This is a genomic window from Pantoea sp. S62 (assembly GCF_016658625.1).
In the GTDB taxonomy this organism is placed as follows: domain Bacteria; phylum Pseudomonadota; class Gammaproteobacteria; order Enterobacterales; family Enterobacteriaceae; genus Pantoea; species Pantoea vagans.
In genome coordinates this window covers 215,674-231,742 of the sequence record NZ_JACVVI010000008.1, presented here as the reverse complement: position 1 = coordinate 231,742, position 16,069 = coordinate 215,674, and the positions used below count along the sequence as shown (strand labels likewise).

The window sequence follows — 16,069 nt, the reverse complement described above, 5'->3', positions numbered from 1 at the left end:
TAGGACACTAACACCTGAAGCTAGCGCGTCTACCAATTCCGCCACCTTCGCATACCCGTAACACCCTGAGAATGTTACAACCACGGAGGCGCATTCTAGAGATTTTACTCTTTGCGTCAACAACTATTTCGTCGGGCTGAAACGATCGCTGTAAAAAGCAACGTTTTCAGCCCGGCAACGCCATTAACGCCGGGAAAAGCGCTTAGCGCGTTTTGGCTCCGCGACCGTAAACAGCGCGATAAACTTTAAAACGACCGGTCTGTGCGATGACTTCGTGACTGCCGAAGGCTTCATCCAGCGCCTGCGGGTAGGGCAGGAAGGTGTTCGCCACAATACGCAACTCGCCGCCGGTGTTCAGGTGTTTCACTGCGCCACGGATCAGCGCCTGGGCGGCGTCGAGGCTGGTCTGGGTACCTTCATGGAACGGCGGGTTCGAGATAATCATGTCGAAACGCCCCGTGACGTCAGAGAAGACGTTGCTGGCGAAGACTTCTCCCTCGATGCCATTGGCGGCCAGCGTCAATTTACTCGCTTCAATCGCAGCCGCGTGCACGTCGCACAGCCACAGACGCACTTTAGGCGAACGGGCCGGCAGAGAGGCGGCAATCACGCCTGCGCCACAGCCCATATCCAGCACTTTACCTTTGGTGTGCGGAGTAAAGGTCGAGAGCAGCAGGGCACTACCGCTGTCCAGGCCATCACGGCTGAAGACGCCAGGCAGGGTATGAATCGTCAGACCATCCAGCTGATACTGATGACCAAAGCTGCTGGCATCAAACTCAGGCTGTTTGTCCAGGCGACCGTGGTAGAGACCACAGCGACGCGCGCTGTCGATTTTCTCCAGTTTCACCCACGACTCCACCATGCCTTCGGCACTGCGCACGCCGCTGCGGTTTTCACCGACCACGAATACGTCACAGCCGACCGGCAGCAGAGAGAGCAGGTTCTGCAGCTGGAACTGCACTTCCGGCTTATTCTTGGTCCAGAAGTAGACCAGCGTATCGCAGCCCTGCACATCTTCTGCCTGCGCAACCATGCCGTAACGCGCCTGCTCGCCCATACGGCGGCTCAGGTTTTGCCAGTGATGATATTGCTGGGTGTGAACGCGCGACGAGGCGGTTTCCAGCTGAGCGGGCAGGTCATCCTGCAGATCGCCAGCAAATAAAACATGGCGGGCGGTAAATTCATCACTGTGGCGCAGAATGACTTCGCTGGCCGGGGTTAAAGCAGACATGTAGGGCTCCTGTAAGATCTGAGCGGGGATTATAGTGGTTTGTTGGCGCATGTTCGATGGGTTTGCTAGCATAGCGTCGCATTCAGGCAGCAGAACAGGTAACACCATGACGTCCAGGCGCGACTGGCTTTTACAGCAAATGGGAATTACACAGTACCAGCTGCGCCGCCCGCGCGTGCTTCAGGGCGAAATTGCCGTCACGCTGGCACCGGACACGCAGTTAATTATTGTCGCTGACGCGCCGCCCGGTCTGCATGAACCGCTGATGCGCGACGTGCTGCATGCTCTTAATCTGCAACCCGCTCAGGTGATGACGGTGACGCCGGATCAGCTGCAAATGTTGCCGGAAACGCTGAACTGCGCGGGCTGGCTGCTCGGCGTAGAGAGCGAACAGACTTTTAATGGCGTGGCTTTAACCAGCGCCTCTTTCAATGAACTGATCAGTAGCGGCGTCGCCAAACGCGCGCTCTGGCAACAGATGTGTAACCATGACAGCCATCTCTTTACTCACCCCTGACGATCTGGCGCAGGCCTACGCCATTGAGTGTCGTAGTCACGCGTTTCCCTGGAGTGAAAAGACGTTTGCCAGCAATCAGGGCGAGCGCTTTATCAATTTACGTCTCGATGTCGGCGGTAAAATGGCCGCTTTTGCCATTACCCAGGTGGTGCTGGACGAAGCCTCGCTGTTTAACATCGCGGTCGATCCCGCCTTTCAGCGCCGGGGACTGGGCCGCCAGCTGCTGCAGCATCTGATCGATGAACTGATCAAACGCGACGTGCTGACGCTGTGGCTGGAAGTGCGGGCCTCGAACCTGCCCGCCATTGCGCTCTATGAGCAGCTTGGATTCAATCAGGTCAGTCTTCGCCCCAATTATTATCCCACCGCCAGCGGCCGTGAAGATGCCATTCTCATGGCCCTGACGCCGTAGTGGTGTTAAGGAGCTTTAATGTCAGATAACTGGGATTGCATCCTGTTTGATGCGGACGATACCCTTTTTCATTTCGATGCCTATGCCGGTTTACAGCGCCTGTTCGCGGGTTATGACGTGCAGTTCACTGACCAGGATTACAGCGATTATCAGGCGATCAACAAACCGCTGTGGGTCGATTATCAGAACGGCACCATTTCAGCATTACAGCTGCAGACTCAGCGTTTTAACCACTGGAGCGAAAAGCTCAGCGTTGCGCCAGAGATCCTTAACAGCGGCTTTCTCACCGCAATGGGGGAGATCTGCACGCCGCTGCCGGGTGCGGTCAGTCTGATGAATCAACTGCATGGCCGGGTAAAGATGGGCATTATCACCAACGGCTTTACCGCGCTGCAGCAGACGCGTCTGGAGCGCACCGGTTTTCGTGATTACTTCTCGGCGCTGGTGATTTCTGAGCAGGTCGGCGTGCCAAAACCGGCGGCAGAGATCTTTGATTACGCGCTGGATCTGATGGGCAATCCGGATCGTCAGCGGGTGCTGATGGTGGGTGATACGCCAGAATCAGACATTCTGGGCGGCATGAATGCTGGTGTGAAAACCTGCTGGCTCGATCATGGCACCCGGCCGTTGCCGGAACACATCAGACCAACCTGGCAGGTCAAATCGCTGGGTGAGCTGGAAACGTTGTTGATCGGCTGATTGAAGCTGCCTCGCAAATCCGCAACTTTCTCATAAAAAAGGCCCGCACAGCGGGCCTTTTCCATTTTTGACAAACTCAGTCCGGGCCAGCGGTAAGATCGAGTCTGCGAAGGAAACACGGTCAGATCGGAAAGTCGCTTAAACCATCCCTGGCCGCTCGTCCCGCGCCGTCCCTGGCGCGGGACGCTTTCCTCCTCTGCCCGTGTTCCCTGCGCATTCAGCTTATTCATTGCGGTCATACAAACCCGGATTTTGTTTTTTGAGCAGTATAAAAAAGGCCCGCTGTGCGGGCCTTTCTCGTTTTATCTTTACCGCAGCGCAGGCGCGCTACGCTTTCTTCTCGTCGTCCTCATCCCGGTCCTCTTTCACCGGGGTGCTGGCGGTAAGCAGAAACGGCGACTGCTGCCAGCGGGTGCGGCGATGACGCAGCAGAGTGCGGGAGAGAATAATGCCGATCGCCAGCGCCAGCAGCATCATCAGACGCAGAATATTGGTGGTGTTGTCGACCTGATGTGAGTCGGTGACCAGCACGTGAGTATCCAGCGTTACGCGCAGAAAGCCCAGCGGGCCATCGTTTCCGGCCAGCGGCTGCACAATCTGGTGGTTGAAATAGCTGCCCGCGCGCTTGCCGTCGAGCGCCAGCCGGTCACGGACATTGATGTTTTCACCGCTGTGCGCCACCAGGCTGCCGTCGCCGTCATACACGGACGCATCCAGAATACGGCTGTTCGCCGTCATCTGATTAAGAATGGCTTCGATCTGATTCCGGTTATTTTCACTGTTGTCCATCAACGGTTTAAGGCTGAATGCCACCTGGCTGGTCAGCGTATGCGCCAGCTCCTCGACCTGCTCAGAACGCGCCGTCTGATGGCCGAGACTGAACCAGGAGGCGCCCTGCATCAGCACGACCAGCAGCGCCATCGAGATAAGCACGATCACGGTACGATGTAAGCGAAATTTCAGTGCGGTTTTAGCCATTAATCATCCGGGTCATATCACAACAGAAAGCCTGGAGATTATGTTGCCAGAAGCGGCGCAGACAAGGTAGCCTCTTGCGTGGTTTTGTTGTCCCTACAGGAGCTCTGATGCCAAATCGTTTAACCTGGTGCGATCTTCCCGCCGATGTCTCCCTCTGGCCGGGTTTGCCCCTTTCTCTTAGCGGTGATGAAGTGATGCCGCTGGATTATCGCGCTGGCCGCACCGGCTGGCTGCTGTATGGCCGCGGGCTGGATAAGCAACGGCTGACCGATTACCAGCACCAACTGGGTGCGGCGATGGTGATCGTCAGCGCCTGGAACGTCGATGAGTATCAGGTGATTCGCCTGGCGGGATCGCTGACGCCGTTTGCCAGCAAGCTGGCGCACGACGCCGGGCTGGACGTAGCGCCGCTGGGCAAAATCCCGCATCTCAAAACGCCGGGCTTGCTGGTCATGGATATGGACTCCACCGCGATTCAGATCGAATGCATCGACGAGATCGCTAAACTGGCGGGCTGCGGCGAGCAGGTGGCGGAAGTGACGGAGCGCGCAATGCGCGGCGAACTCGACTTCACCGCCAGCCTGCGTCAGCGCGTCGCTACGCTGCAGGACGCGGACGCTAATATTCTCAAACAGGTGCGTGATGCGCTGCCGCTGATGCCAGGCTTAACGACGCTGACGCAGAAACTGCAGGCGCTGGGCTGGCAGGTTGCCATCGCGTCCGGCGGCTTTACCTACTACGCCGACTACCTGCGCGACAAACTGCATCTGTCCGCGGTGGTGGCCAATGAACTCGAAATTCGCGACGGCAAACTGACCGGCAACGTGCTGGGTCCGATTGTCGACGCACAATACAAAGCCGATACCCTGAAGAAGCTGGCGCAGCGTTTTGACATTGCGCCAGAACAGACGGTGGCGATCGGCGATGGAGCCAATGACCTGCTGATGATCAAAGCCTCAGCGCTGGGCATTGCGTTCCATGCTAAACCTAAGGTGAATGCGCAGACTGCGGTCACCATTCGCCATGCCGATTTAATGGGTGTGTTCTGCATCCTCACCGGCAGCCTGATCCACGAAGAGCGTTAACAGAGGTATTGATTTGGCCAAAGCGGCAAAACGCGCATTTGTCTGTAATGAATGCGGCGCAGATTACCCACGCTGGCAGGGGCAATGCAGCGCCTGCCACGCCTGGAACACCATCACCGAGGTGCGCATCGCCGCCTCGCCCGCCGCTGCGCGTAACGAGCGCCTGAGTGGCTATGCCGGCAGCGCGGGCACCAGCCGGGTGCAGAAGCTCTCTGAAATCAGCCTGGAGGCGTTACCGCGCTTCTCGACCAGCTTCAAAGAGTTTGACCGGGTGCTGGGCGGCGGCGTCGTACCGGGCAGCGCTATTCTGATTGGCGGCAGTCCGGGCGCGGGCAAATCCACGCTGCTGCTGCAGGTGATGTGCCGGTTGTCAGAAGGGATGAAAACCCTGTACGTCACCGGTGAAGAGTCACTGCAACAGGTGGCGATGCGCGCCCATCGTCTGGGATTACCCACCGAAAATGTGAATATGCTGTCGGAAACCAGCATTGAGCAGATCTGCCTGATCGCCGAGCAGGAGCAACCGCAACTGATGGTGATCGACTCGATCCAGGTGATGCACATGGCGGAGATCCAGTCATCGCCGGGCAGCGTGGCTCAGGTGCGGGAAACCGCTGCTTACCTGACGCGCTTCGCCAAAACGCGCGGCGTGGCGATCATCATGGTCGGCCACGTCACCAAAGATGGCTCGCTGGCCGGGCCGAAGGTGCTGGAGCACTGCATCGACTGTTCGGTGCTGCTGGATGGCGATGCCGACTCCCGCTTCCGCACCCTGCGTAGCCATAAGAATCGCTTTGGCGCGGTGAATGAGCTGGGTGTATTTGCCATGACCGAGCAGGGCATGCGTGAAGTCAGCAATCCATCCGCTATCTTCCTGTCGCGTGGCGAAGAGGTCACCTCGGGCAGTTCGGTCATGGTGCTGTGGGAGGGAACGCGTCCGCTGCTGGTGGAGATTCAGGCGCTGGTCGATCACTCAATGATGGGCAATCCGCGTCGCGTGGCGGTGGGTCTGGAGCAGAACCGTCTGGCGATTCTGCTGGCCGTTTTACACCGCCACGGCGGATTACAGATGGCGGATCAGGATGTGTTCGTCAATGTGGTCGGCGGCGTTAAAGTCACCGAAACCAGTGCGGATCTGGCGCTGATGCTGTCGATGGTGTCGAGCCTGCGCGATCGCCCATTGCCGCAGGATCTGGTGATCTTCGGCGAAGTGGGACTGGCCGGTGAGATCCGTCCGGTGCCCAGCGGTCAGGAGCGCATCTCTGAAGCAGCGAAGCATGGCTTCAAACGCGCCATTGTACCGGCGGGGAATGCACCGAAAAAACCGATTGCCGGGATGCAGGTTTTCAGCGCGAAGAAGCTGGCCGATGCGCTGGCGATTCTGGACGATCTGTAACGCGCCTGCGGCCAGCCTGCGTCGCGGGCTGGCCGCTCCCACCTTAACCGCATTGATGCAGGAGGCACGACATGTCGTCGTTTGATTATCTGAAAACGGCCATTCGCCAGCAGGGCCATACGCTGCAACAGGTCGCTGATGCCAGCGGCATGACCAAAGGCTATCTGAGCCAGTTGCTCAATGCCAAAATCAAAAGTCCCAGCGCGCAAAAGCTGGAGGCGCTGCACCGCTTTCTGGGCCTGGAGTTTCCGCGCCGCGATAAAACGGTGGGCGTGGTATTTGGTAAGTTTTATCCGCTGCATACCGGCCATATCTATCTGATTCAGCGCGCCTGTAGCCAGGTGGATGAACTGCACATCATCATGGGTTATGACGAGCCGCGCGACCGCGAGCTGTTTGAGAACAGCGCGATGTCACAGCAGCCGACGGTCAGCGATCGCCTGCGCTGGCTGCTGCAGACCTTTAAGTATCAGAAAAATATCCGCATTCACGCCTTTGATGAAGAGGGGATCGAACCCTATCCGCACGGCTGGGATGTCTGGAGTCAAGGCGTCAGCGCGTTTCTCAGTGAGCACGGCATTGCGCCGGACTGCATCTACACCAGCGAAGCGCCCGATGCGGAGATGTACCAGCAGCACCTGGGCATTCAGACCGTGCTGGTCGATCCCAGCCGATCCTTTATGAGCATCAGCGGCGCGCAGATTCGTCAGGATCCGTTCCGCTTCTGGGATTACATTCCCACGGAAGTGAAACCGTTCTTTGTGCGCACCGTGGCGATCCTTGGCGGAGAGTCGAGCGGTAAATCGACGCTGGTGAATAAACTCGCCAACATCTTCAATACCACCAGTGCCTGGGAATATGGCCGCGATTATGTCTTTTCCCATCTGGGCGGTGATGAAATGGCGCTGCAATATTCCGATTACGACAAGATCGCGCTGGGCCAGGCGCAGTACATCGATTTCGCCGTCAAATATGCCAACAAAGTGGCGTTTATCGACACCGATTTCGTCACGACGCAGGCGTTTTGTCTCAAGTATGAAGGGCGTGAACATCCGTTTGTGCAGGCCCTGATCGATGAATATCGTTTTGATCTGGTGATCCTGCTGGAGAACAATGTGCCCTGGGTCGCGGATGGCTTGCGAAGCTTGGGCAGTTCAGTGGATCGACGGGAGTTTCAGTCGATGCTGGTCACGATGCTGCGGGAAAACAACATCGAATTCCTGCACGTGAAGGAAGATGATTATGACACTCGCTTCCTGCGCTGCATTGAACTGGTGAAAGCGATGCTGGGCGAGAAAAACGCCCAGTCGTAACGCATGCATTGGCCCGGTCTGCCGAAAGGCAGCCGGGTCAGCGCATTAATAAACCATCACCACTTTGCCGCGCATATGGCCTTCCAGCACGCGCTGGTGGGCGGCAGTTAAGGTTTCAACGCTCAGGCCGTGCAGCGTCTCGCTCAGCGTGGTTTGCAGCTTCCCTTCGTCCAGCAATGCCGATACCGCATCCAGAATCTCGCCCTGACGCGCCATATCCGGCGTGTTGAACATGCTGCGGGTATACATCAGCTCGAAGTGCAGCGCCGCACTCTTCAGCTTCAGCTGGTCCATCGACAGCGGATGTTCGTTTTCCACGATGGTGCAGATGTGACCCTGTGGAGCGATCAGCTTCGCCATGGTTTCCCAGTGACCGTCGGTGTCATTCAGGCAGAAGATATAATCGACCTGCTTAATGCCCTGTTTCTCCAGCTCACCGATCATATCTTTGTAGTTGATCACCAGATCGGCACCGCGATCGCGGCACCACTGGGCTGAATCTTCACGCGAGGCGGTCGCAATGATCTTCACCTTGCTGCGCAGCTTCGCCAGTGGGATCGCCAGTGATCCGACACCGCCTGCGCCGCCGACGATCAGCAGCGTCTGATCTTCTGATGCTGTCTCAAGATTCAGTCGTTCAAACAGGCCTTCCCAGGCGGTCAGGGCTGTCAGCGGGATCGCCGCCGACTGCGCCCAGTCCAGGCTCTCTGGCTTGTGACCGGTGATGCGTGAGTCAACCAGCTGCTCGGTGCTGTTACTGCCAGGACGGGTCAGGTCGCCCGCATAGAAGACTTCATCGCCAGGCTTAAAGTTGCTGACTGAGCTGCCCACTTCCAGCACGACGCCGCTGGCATCCCAGCCGAGGATGCGTGGCTGCTGTAAGCCATTCTTCTTCGCCCCTTTGTGCACCTTGGTATCGACCGGATTGACGGACGCAGCTTTGACTTCAACGCGCAGGTCATACTCACCTGGCGCTGGGGTTTCAGGGAAAATTTCAGTGAAGTGTTCAGGATTTTCCGGATTAATTGCGATAGCGCGAATAGACATAACGTTTTCCTGTGTAGTTAAGCAAAGAGTCTGGCTCTTTTCTCTGACAGCCTGGCCGGGAGTCGGTGTACATACTCTCCATGGACAGACGGGCTGTAATGATGAAGACAGGCTTTAAGTGTAGAACCTGATTTTAGCGGTGATAAGATGGACAATCTTTCATAGAGTGTTCGTCTGAGGTGAACAATGGCGTTTCGTCAGTGGCAGGATATGGCGCTGTTTGCGCTGGTGGCGGAGTGCGGCAGCTTTACCGGCGCGGCGGAACGCGCGGGTCTGCCCAAATCGAGCGTCAGTCAGCGCATCAGCCAACTGGAGCAGCGGCTGGGGATCCGGTTACTGAACCGCACCACCCGCCAGCTCAATCTGACCTTTGCCGGTGAGCGTTATCTGCTGCACTGTCAGGAAATGATGCAGGCCAGTGAACGCGCCGATCAGGCGATTGCCAGCCTGCGGGAAAACCCCAGCGGGCGCCTGCGCATCACCAGCCCGGCAGGGATTGGCGCTACGCTGCTGGCGCGCTGTAATGCAGAGTTTTTACGTCTCTATCCGGATGTGACGCTGGATGTCTCGATCTCCGATGAGATGCGCGATCTGGTGCAGGAGGGCTTTGATGTGGCGCTGCGCACCGGTCAGCCGCAGGAATCTTCACTGATTGGCCGCCGGATAGGCAACTGCCCACGGCTGCTGGTGGCTTCTCAGCACTATCTTAACCAGCACCCGCCGCTGCTGCATCCACAGCAGCTGTCGGCTCACCGCTGTATTGCGCATCGCGCCTGGAATGAATGGGTTTTGCAGCGTGACGATGAGTTCTACCGCTGGCTGCTGCCGCCGGGTCATCTCACCGACAATTTACTCTATGCGCGTGAATCGGCGCTGGGCGATGCGGGCATTACGCTGCTGCCGCACTTTCTGACTGATGGCGCGATGGCGGATCCCCGGCTGGTGCCGGTGCTGCCGGACTGGGAAGTGGAGGGGAATGAGCTGTGGCTGGTCTATCCGGGTCGGAAGCTGAACTCACCCGCGCTGGCGCGCTTTATTGAGTTTGCGCTGCAGTCACCGGTGTTCAGGGAGTTTTATCGCTGATACAGCGATAAAAAAGGGCGGCATCGCTGCCGCCCGTTTAGTCAATTACTTCGTCATACGTTTGTACTTGATGCGCTTCGGCTCCAGCGCGTCGGCGCCGAGGGTACGCTTCTTGTACTCTTCATATTCGGTAAAGTTACCTTCGAAGAATTCGATGTTGCCTTCATCCTGGTAATCCAGAATGTGCGTCGCGATACGGTCCAGGAACCAGCGGTCATGCGAGATCACCATCGCACAGCCCGGGAACTCCAGCAGGGCGTTTTCCAGCGCGCGCAGGGTTTCGATGTCCAGGTCGTTTGTTGGTTCATCGAGCAGCAGCATGTTGCCGCCAACCTGCAGCAGTTTCGCGAGGTGCAGACGACCACGCTCACCACCGGAGAGTTCGCCCACGCGTTTGCCCTGATCGACGCCTTTAAAGTTAAAGCGTCCGACATAGGCGCGGCTTGGCATCTCGGTGTTACCGATACGCATGATGTCCTGACCGCCGGAGACTTCTTCCCACACGGTTTTGGAATTGTCCATGCTGTCGCGGAACTGATCGACGGAGGCCAGCTTAACGGTCTCACCCAGTACGATGCTGCCGGAATCAGGCTGTTCCTGACCGGACATCATGCGGAACAGCGTTGATTTACCCGCGCCGTTCGGACCGATAATCCCGACAATCGCGCCTTTTGGCACGGAGAACGAGAGATCGTCAATCAGCACACGGTCGCCATAGGACTTACGCAGATTGCTGACTTCCAGCACTTTGTCACCCAGACGGGCACCTGGCGGAATGAACAGTTCGTTGGTTTCGTTACGCTTCTGGTAGTCGGTGTTGTTCAGCTCTTCAAAGCGTGCCAGACGGGCTTTGCCTTTCGACTGCTGGCCTTTTGGTCCTTTGCGAACCCACTCCAGCTCTTTCTCAATCGACTTACGACGAGCGGCTTCAGAAGAGGCTTCCTGCGCCAGACGCGCATCTTTCTGCTCCAGCCAGGAGGAGTAGTTGCCTTCCCACGGAATACCTTCACCGCGGTCAAGTTCCAGAATCCAGCCTGCCACATTATCCAGGAAGTAACGGTCGTGCGTAATCGCGACGACGGTGCCTTCGAAGTCATGCAGGAAGCGCTCCAGCCAGGCGACAGATTCGGCGTCCAGGTGGTTCGTTGGTTCGTCCAGCAGCAGCATGTCTGGTTTTTCCAGCAGCAGGCGGCACAGGGCGACGCGGCGACGTTCACCACCGGAAAGGGTGGCGATTTTCGCGTCCCAGTCCGGCAGGCGCAGCGCATCGGCAGCACGTTCCAGCTGGGTATTCAGGTTGTGACCATCGTGTGCCTGGATGATCTCTTCCAGACGGCCCTGTTCAGCGGCCAGCTTGTCGAAATCTGCACCCTCTTCGGCATAGAGCGCATAGACTTCGTCGAGACGCTTCAGTGCGCCAACCACTTCTGACAGCGCTTCTTCAACCGACTCGCGCACGGTGTGTTCAAGGTTAAGCTGCGGCTCCTGCGGCAGGTAGCCAATCTTGATGCCTGGCTGCGGACGCGCTTCCCCTTCGATATCTTTATCGATGCCGGCCATGATGCGCAGCAGGGTAGATTTACCCGCACCGTTCAGACCGAGTACGCCGATTTTTGCGCCAGGGAAGAAGCTGAGGGAGATGTTTTTCAGAATATGACGCTTCGGCGGAACCACTTTGCCGACGCGATGCATGCTATAGACGAATTGAGCCACGTTGGTTTGAGCCTCTGGGTCTGTTGGTCGTTGGAATGATGTCGAAGTTTAGCCTTTTTCACCGTCTAATCCCAGCCGGGGGGCGGCGAATAATGCCCTGAAGGACATGATGCCGGGCAGCATTCGGGATAACTGACTGATTTCCGCGCTCAATCGCTGACGATAGTGCCGGGGCAGGCCTCAGGGCAGACGAAGGGGTATCGCCTGCTGTGCCAGCCAGTTTTGTAATGCCTGATCGGGCGCGCTATCACTCACCAGCAGATCAAAGCGCTGCAGCTCGGCGATGCGTGCAGGCAGCACTTTGCCATATTTACTGCTGTCCGCCACCAGCACCGACTTTCGGGCGCGCAGCATGGCGTGATGTTTCATCATCAGCTCATTGGTGTTGTAGCAGGTCGCACCCTGATCTTTGTCGATGCCCGCGGCAGAGATAAAGGCCAGCGTCGGACAGAGATCGTCCAGGATGGTATGCACGCCAATCGGCGTAAACAGCGCATTGTCGGCATGAAATTCACCGCCGCTGAGAATCACATTGCAGGCCGGTTTCTCTTTCAGGGTCAGAAAGGTGTTCATGGCGCAGCAGATGGCGGTAAATGACAGGGTGTCGGGAATGGCATCGACGATATAGGGCAGGGTGGTGCCGCAGTCAAAGAAGACCGTATCGTTCTCACCGATCAGGCTGGCCGCCGCCTGCGCCAGCCGCTGCTTTCTGGCGGCATTCTGCCCATGCTGATCGCTGACAAAATAGTGGCCGGCATGACTTTTCGGGTCGCTGACGATGTAGCCACCCAGCAGGACTACACTGGAACCCGGCTCGGTTAAATCGCGGCGAACCGTCATCTCTGAGACACCCAGCAACTGGGCCGCATCTTTCAGGTGCAGTTTGTCGGTGCGTTTCAGCGCCTGCGTCAGCTTGTGAATGCGTTCATCGCGCCGGGTTTCCATGGTCATCTCTCTGTTACCTATCCTGCAGTGCGGAGAAGGGACGTCATAATCGACGTCGATACGCTACAAACCTCACAGATTTGAATGAGTTGCGTCTCATCCGCCAGGCTGGCAGTCAATCTTACCCGCAATCTGTAAGGGCCGCAAACCTCCGCCGTACGGTGATAACGGACCCTCCATGCAGGCGATCACGCCTCTCAGTCGCCACGCTCCATGATGTGATCTTGTTATAATAGTAACACCCTGAATCCCTTCTTATGCCGTCTCCCGGCAATTTCCGCCGCTTCAGGATGTGGTTTTTGTCACATATTTAACCTTTTAGAAAGGTTATTGTTACTTTAATAACATTTTAAATGTGAAAAACATCGGGGAGGTTCGTCATGACAATTGCGGTCATCGGCTCAAACATGGTCGATCTGATTACCTACACCAACAGCCTGCCGAAAGCGGGCGAAACCCTTGAAGCGCCCGACTTTGCCATTGGCTGCGGCGGTAAAGGCGCTAACCAGGCGGTCGCGGCCGCGAAAATGGGCGGCAACGTGATGATGGTCAGCAAGGTCGGCGACGACCTCTTTGCTCCCAACACCGTAGCCAATTTACAGCAGCAGGGCGTGGACACGCGTTTTGTCACCACCGCACCGGGCACCTCCAGCGGCGTGGCACCGATTTTTGTCGATGATAAGTCGCAGAACCGCATTCTGATTATCAAAGGTGCCAACCAGCAGCTTAAACCAGCCGATATCGACGACGCGGCTGAGACACTGAAAGCCTGTGAGCTGATCATCCTGCAGCTGGAGATCCCGCTGGAAACGGTCTATTACGCCATCGATTTTGCCCGCCAGCATCAGATCCGGGTGATCCTCAATCCGGCGCCAGCCGTCGCCACGCTGGATATCCACTACGCCTGCAAATGCGACTTCTTCATGCCGAACGAAACCGAGCTGGAGATCCTCACCGGCCTGCCGGTCAGCACTGATGAAGAGGTGATCCTCGCCGGTCAGTCGCTGCTGAAGCGCGGCCTTAAAAATCTGATCATCACGCTGGGGAGTCGCGGTTCGGTCTGGATGAGCGGCGACGAGGTGCATCGTGTGGCCGCAACGCCGGTTCAGGCGGTCGATACCAGCGGCGCGGGCGATGCCTTTATCGGCTGCTTTGCGTATCTGCTGGTGGAAACCGGCGATGTGGTCACCGCCATGACTCAGGCCTCGGCTTATGCCGCCTGCAGCGTCACCGGGCGCGGCACGCAGTGTGCTTATCCCGACGCCGAGGCTTTCCAGCGTTTTCTCAACCGTAACTGAGGTGCTGCTATGCAACAGAAAATTGTTCAGCAATCTGATGGCTATCTGAATAAAACGCCGCTGTTCCAGTTCATTCTGCTGTCATGCCTCTTTCCGCTCTGGGGTTGTGCGGCGAGTCTCAACGATATCCTGATCACCCAGTTTAAAAGCGTCTTTGCCCTGAGCGACTTTGCCAGTGCGCTGGTGCAGAGCGCCTTTTATGGCGGCTATTTTCTGATTGCGATCCCCGCCTCGCTGGTGATCCGCAAAACCAGTTACAAGATGGCGATCATGATTGGCCTGGCGCTCTACATTGCTGGCTGTATCGCCTTCTATCCCGCTTCGCACATGGCGACCTACACCATGTTCTTGGCAGCGATCTTTGCCATCGCCATTGGCCTGAGTTTTCTGGAAACTGCGGCTAACACCTACAGCTCGATGATTGGTCATCGGGACCACGCCACGCTGCGCCTTAATGTCAGCCAGACCTTCTACCCGATTGGTGCGCTGATGGGGATCGTGCTGGGTAAATATCTGGTGTTCCAGGATGGCGACAGCCTGGAAAGTCAGATGGCGACGATGACGGCAGAGCAGGCGCATGCCTTCCGCCTGACGATGCTGGAACATACGCTGGAGCCCTACAAATATCTGGTCATGGTGCTGGTGGTCGTGATGCTGCTGTTTATGTTCACCGGCTATCCGCGCTGTAAACCAGAGAGTAATGAGAAATCCCGGCCGTCGCTGGGCGAAACCTTCCGCTATCTGGCGGCTAATCGTCACTTCAAACGGGGCATTGTGACCCAGTTCCTCTATGTCGGCATGCAGGTGGCGGTCTGGTCATTTACCATTCGTCTGGCGCTGACGCTGGGGGCGGCCAATGAACGTCACGCCTCGAACTTTATGATCTACAGCTTCGTCTGCTTCTTTATCGGCAAGTTCGTGGCGAACTTCCTGATGACCCGCTTCCGTGCCGAGAAAGTGCTGATCGCCTATTCGGTGCTGGGCGTGCTGACGCTGGCCTGGGTGATGCTGGTGCCGAACTTTACCGCCGTCTACGCCGCCGTGTTTGTCAGCGTGCTGTTTGGCCCCTGCTGGGCAACGATCTATGCCGGTACGCTGGCGACGGTCGATAATAAATATACCGAAGTGGCAGGCGCGTTTATCGTGATGGCGATTGTCGGCGCGGCTTTTGTTCCGGCGCTGCAGGGCCTGGTGTCTGACACGCTGGGGTCAATGCAGCTGGCGTTTGGCGTCTCGCTGCTCTGTTTTGCCTGGGTCGGATTCTACTTCTATGGCGAACTGCGCCATAAAAAACAGCCGGTTGCCGCTGGTCGTCTGGTGGAGGAGTTATCATGAAAACCCGTTTACCCTTAGCGCGTGAGCAGTTTCACGCCACGCCCTGGGTGCTATTAGAGAGCGATGACTTCCGGGTTGAGCTGTTTCGCTATCCGGCGGGCATTGAGGCGGTGCGCATTCATAACCGGCGCGGCAGCGTGACCGTGCTGCCGTTTCTCGGTCAGATGATCTGGGACGTGCAGTTCGACGATCATAACCTGACCATGGGCCACAGTTTTAAACAGCCGCTGCCCGCCAGTTCGATCATCGACACCTATGGCTGTTTTGCCTTTCATTCGGGGCTGCTGGCTAACGGCTGCCCGGCGCCAGAGGACGATCATCCGCTGCACGGTGAAATGGCCTGCGCCCGCATGGATAGCGCCTGGCTGGTGCTGGACGATCAGACGCTGTCGCTGGAAGGGGAGTGTGAATATGTTAAAGGTTTCGGCCATCACTACCTTGCGGCCCCTGCCGTCCGCATTCAGGCCGATCGGCCGCGTCTGACGATAGAGATGACGGTGACCAATCTCGCCGGTGCACCGATGCCGTTGCAGTATATGTGTCACCTCAATAGTGCGTGGGTCGATCAGGGACGCTTCCGGCAGTCGATCCCCGAAGAGGCATTCCAGCTGCGTCGCTCGATCCCCGCGCACCTGCGACCGACACCGGCCTGGCGCGAATACACGGATCGCTTATCGCGCGATCCACAAGCGTTACAGCAGCTCGATCAGCCGCAGCTCTGCGATCCGGAGATCGTCTTTTTCGCGGACGATCTGCCGCAGTATGGTGATGACGTGCAGTTTGAGCTGCATTCGCCGCAGGGTTATGCGCTGATGACGCGCTTCTCTACCGCGCAGTTCCCGCATGCGACCCGCTGGCTGCTGCATAACCACGATCAGCAGGTGGCGGCCTACATTCTGCCTGCCACCTGTCGGCCAGAGGGCTTTCTTGCCGCGCAGCAGGCTGGCACGCTGATCACTCTGGCCAGCGGTGAACAGCGGCACTTCTCCGTTGAGACCGGTTTACTGTGAGCCG

The 16,069-nt window shown here is 57.6% G+C and carries 15 protein-coding genes; 10 read left to right on the top strand and 5 right to left on the bottom strand.

The features are described 5' to 3' along the window. Positions 1–202: 202 nt before the first annotated feature. Positions 203–1,234 carry a 16S rRNA (guanine(1207)-N(2))-methyltransferase RsmC gene (gene rsmC, locus IBT54_RS13990; protein WP_033731428.1) on the bottom strand — a complete coding sequence of 344 codons (1,032 nt, stop codon included), beginning with the start codon at positions 1,232–1,234 and terminating at the stop codon, positions 203–205. A gap of 106 nt (positions 1,235–1,340) precedes the next feature. Between rsmC and IBT54_RS13985 the strand changes: the two genes are divergently transcribed. Genes IBT54_RS13985 through yjjG form a run of 3 tightly spaced genes read left to right on the top strand, consistent with a single transcriptional unit; the run spans position 1,341 to position 2,862 of the window. Continuing rightward, positions 1,341–1,751, top strand: a complete 411-nt coding sequence (locus IBT54_RS13985; protein ID WP_022625367.1) for a DNA polymerase III subunit psi — start codon at positions 1,341–1,343, stop codon at positions 1,749–1,751. After that, entirely contained in the window at positions 1,723–2,163 is a 441-nt protein-coding gene (gene rimI, locus IBT54_RS13980; RefSeq protein WP_147789370.1) for a ribosomal protein S18-alanine N-acetyltransferase, read from the top strand. The genes IBT54_RS13985 and rimI overlap by 29 nt, the downstream gene beginning before the upstream one ends. Positions 2,164–2,181: 18 nt before the next feature. Beyond that, on the top strand, positions 2,182–2,862 hold the full coding sequence (yjjG, locus tag IBT54_RS13975; protein ID WP_107319319.1) for a pyrimidine 5'-nucleotidase: 681 nt from the start codon (positions 2,182–2,184) through the stop codon (positions 2,860–2,862). A gap of 327 nt (positions 2,863–3,189) precedes the next feature. Here the strand turns inward: yjjG and IBT54_RS13970 are convergent, their stop codons facing one another. Continuing rightward, complete coding sequence (locus IBT54_RS13970; protein ID WP_061061544.1) at positions 3,190–3,840, bottom strand: YtjB family periplasmic protein; 651 nt, start codon at positions 3,838–3,840, stop codon at positions 3,190–3,192. A gap of 107 nt (positions 3,841–3,947) precedes the next feature. Between IBT54_RS13970 and serB the strand changes: the two genes are divergently transcribed. The 3 genes from serB (at position 3,948) to nadR (ending at position 7,634) form a co-directional block, all read left to right on the top strand. Beyond that, a complete protein-coding gene (serB, locus tag IBT54_RS13965; protein WP_147789371.1) occupies positions 3,948–4,925 on the top strand; it encodes a phosphoserine phosphatase in 978 nt (325 codons plus the stop codon). A 13-nt stretch (positions 4,926–4,938) separates the two neighbouring features. Beyond that, the gene (radA, locus tag IBT54_RS13960) at positions 4,939–6,321 is read left to right on the top strand and encodes a DNA repair protein RadA (RefSeq protein WP_003854897.1); all 1,383 of its coding nucleotides are present in this window, start codon (positions 4,939–4,941) and stop codon (positions 6,319–6,321) included. Positions 6,322–6,392: 71 nt separating this feature from the next. After that, a complete protein-coding gene (gene nadR / locus IBT54_RS13955) occupies positions 6,393–7,634 on the top strand; it encodes a multifunctional transcriptional regulator/nicotinamide-nucleotide adenylyltransferase/ribosylnicotinamide kinase NadR (RefSeq protein ID WP_095706236.1) in 1,242 nt (413 codons plus the stop codon). Between the two features lie 45 nt (positions 7,635–7,679). Here nadR and IBT54_RS13950 read toward each other — a convergent pair whose 3' ends face one another. Beyond that, on the bottom strand, positions 7,680–8,681 hold the full coding sequence (locus tag IBT54_RS13950; protein WP_095706235.1) for a zinc-binding alcohol dehydrogenase family protein: 1,002 nt from the start codon (positions 8,679–8,681) through the stop codon (positions 7,680–7,682). Between the two features lie 186 nt (positions 8,682–8,867). Between IBT54_RS13950 and IBT54_RS13945 the strand changes: the two genes are divergently transcribed. Next, positions 8,868–9,764, top strand: a complete 897-nt coding sequence (locus IBT54_RS13945; protein WP_013356690.1) for a LysR family transcriptional regulator — start codon at positions 8,868–8,870, stop codon at positions 9,762–9,764. Between the two features lie 45 nt (positions 9,765–9,809). Here IBT54_RS13945 and ettA read toward each other — a convergent pair whose 3' ends face one another. Both ettA and deoR read right to left on the bottom strand, forming a co-directional pair. Further along, the gene (ettA, locus tag IBT54_RS13940; protein ID WP_013356691.1) at positions 9,810–11,477 is read right to left on the bottom strand and encodes an energy-dependent translational throttle protein EttA; all 1,668 of its coding nucleotides are present in this window, start codon (positions 11,475–11,477) and stop codon (positions 9,810–9,812) included. Between the two features lie 180 nt (positions 11,478–11,657). Continuing rightward, a complete protein-coding gene (gene deoR, locus IBT54_RS13935) occupies positions 11,658–12,422 on the bottom strand; it encodes a DNA-binding transcriptional repressor DeoR (protein WP_095707666.1) in 765 nt (254 codons plus the stop codon). A 380-nt stretch (positions 12,423–12,802) separates the two neighbouring features. Between deoR and rbsK the strand changes: the two genes are divergently transcribed. From rbsK to IBT54_RS13920, 3 genes are read left to right on the top strand one after another with little or no spacing between them, the layout of a single operon-like run. Next, positions 12,803–13,720, top strand: coding sequence for a ribokinase (rbsK, locus tag IBT54_RS13930; protein ID WP_095706234.1), 918 nt, complete (start codon positions 12,803–12,805; stop codon positions 13,718–13,720). Positions 13,721–13,729: 9 nt separating this feature from the next. Continuing rightward, positions 13,730–15,055: an L-fucose:H+ symporter permease gene (gene fucP, locus IBT54_RS13925; protein WP_095706233.1), complete on the top strand. Its 1,326-nt coding sequence runs from the start codon at positions 13,730–13,732 to the stop codon at positions 15,053–15,055. Beyond that, on the top strand, positions 15,052–16,065 hold the full coding sequence (locus tag IBT54_RS13920; protein ID WP_195857376.1) for an aldose 1-epimerase family protein: 1,014 nt from the start codon (positions 15,052–15,054) through the stop codon (positions 16,063–16,065). Before fucP ends, IBT54_RS13920 begins: the two co-directional genes overlap by 4 nt. The last annotated feature ends 4 nt before the right edge of the window (positions 16,066–16,069 follow it).

What these genes read in the sequence shown, in the direction of transcription:
- rsmC (WP_033731428.1), bottom strand. Translation starts at nt 1,234, where the DNA reads ATGTCTGCTTTAACCCCGGCCAGCGAAGTCATTCTGCGCCACAGTGAT.
- IBT54_RS13985 (WP_022625367.1), top strand. Translation starts at nt 1,341, where the DNA reads ATGACGTCCAGGCGCGACTGGCTTTTACAGCAAATGGGAATTACACAG.
- rimI (WP_147789370.1), top strand. Translation starts at nt 1,723, where the DNA reads ATGACAGCCATCTCTTTACTCACCCCTGACGATCTGGCGCAGGCCTAC.
- yjjG (WP_107319319.1), top strand. Translation starts at nt 2,182, where the DNA reads ATGTCAGATAACTGGGATTGCATCCTGTTTGATGCGGACGATACCCTT.
- IBT54_RS13970 (WP_061061544.1), bottom strand. Translation starts at nt 3,840, where the DNA reads ATGGCTAAAACCGCACTGAAATTTCGCTTACATCGTACCGTGATCGTG.
- serB (WP_147789371.1), top strand. Translation starts at nt 3,948, where the DNA reads ATGCCAAATCGTTTAACCTGGTGCGATCTTCCCGCCGATGTCTCCCTC.
- nadR (WP_095706236.1), top strand. Translation starts at nt 6,393, where the DNA reads ATGTCGTCGTTTGATTATCTGAAAACGGCCATTCGCCAGCAGGGCCAT.
- IBT54_RS13950 (WP_095706235.1), bottom strand. Translation starts at nt 8,681, where the DNA reads ATGTCTATTCGCGCTATCGCAATTAATCCGGAAAATCCTGAACACTTC.
- IBT54_RS13945 (WP_013356690.1), top strand. Translation starts at nt 8,868, where the DNA reads ATGGCGTTTCGTCAGTGGCAGGATATGGCGCTGTTTGCGCTGGTGGCG.
- deoR (WP_095707666.1), bottom strand. Translation starts at nt 12,422, where the DNA reads ATGGAAACCCGGCGCGATGAACGCATTCACAAGCTGACGCAGGCGCTG.
- rbsK (WP_095706234.1), top strand. Translation starts at nt 12,803, where the DNA reads ATGACAATTGCGGTCATCGGCTCAAACATGGTCGATCTGATTACCTAC.
- fucP (WP_095706233.1), top strand. Translation starts at nt 13,730, where the DNA reads ATGCAACAGAAAATTGTTCAGCAATCTGATGGCTATCTGAATAAAACG.
- IBT54_RS13920 (WP_195857376.1), top strand. Translation starts at nt 15,052, where the DNA reads ATGAAAACCCGTTTACCCTTAGCGCGTGAGCAGTTTCACGCCACGCCC.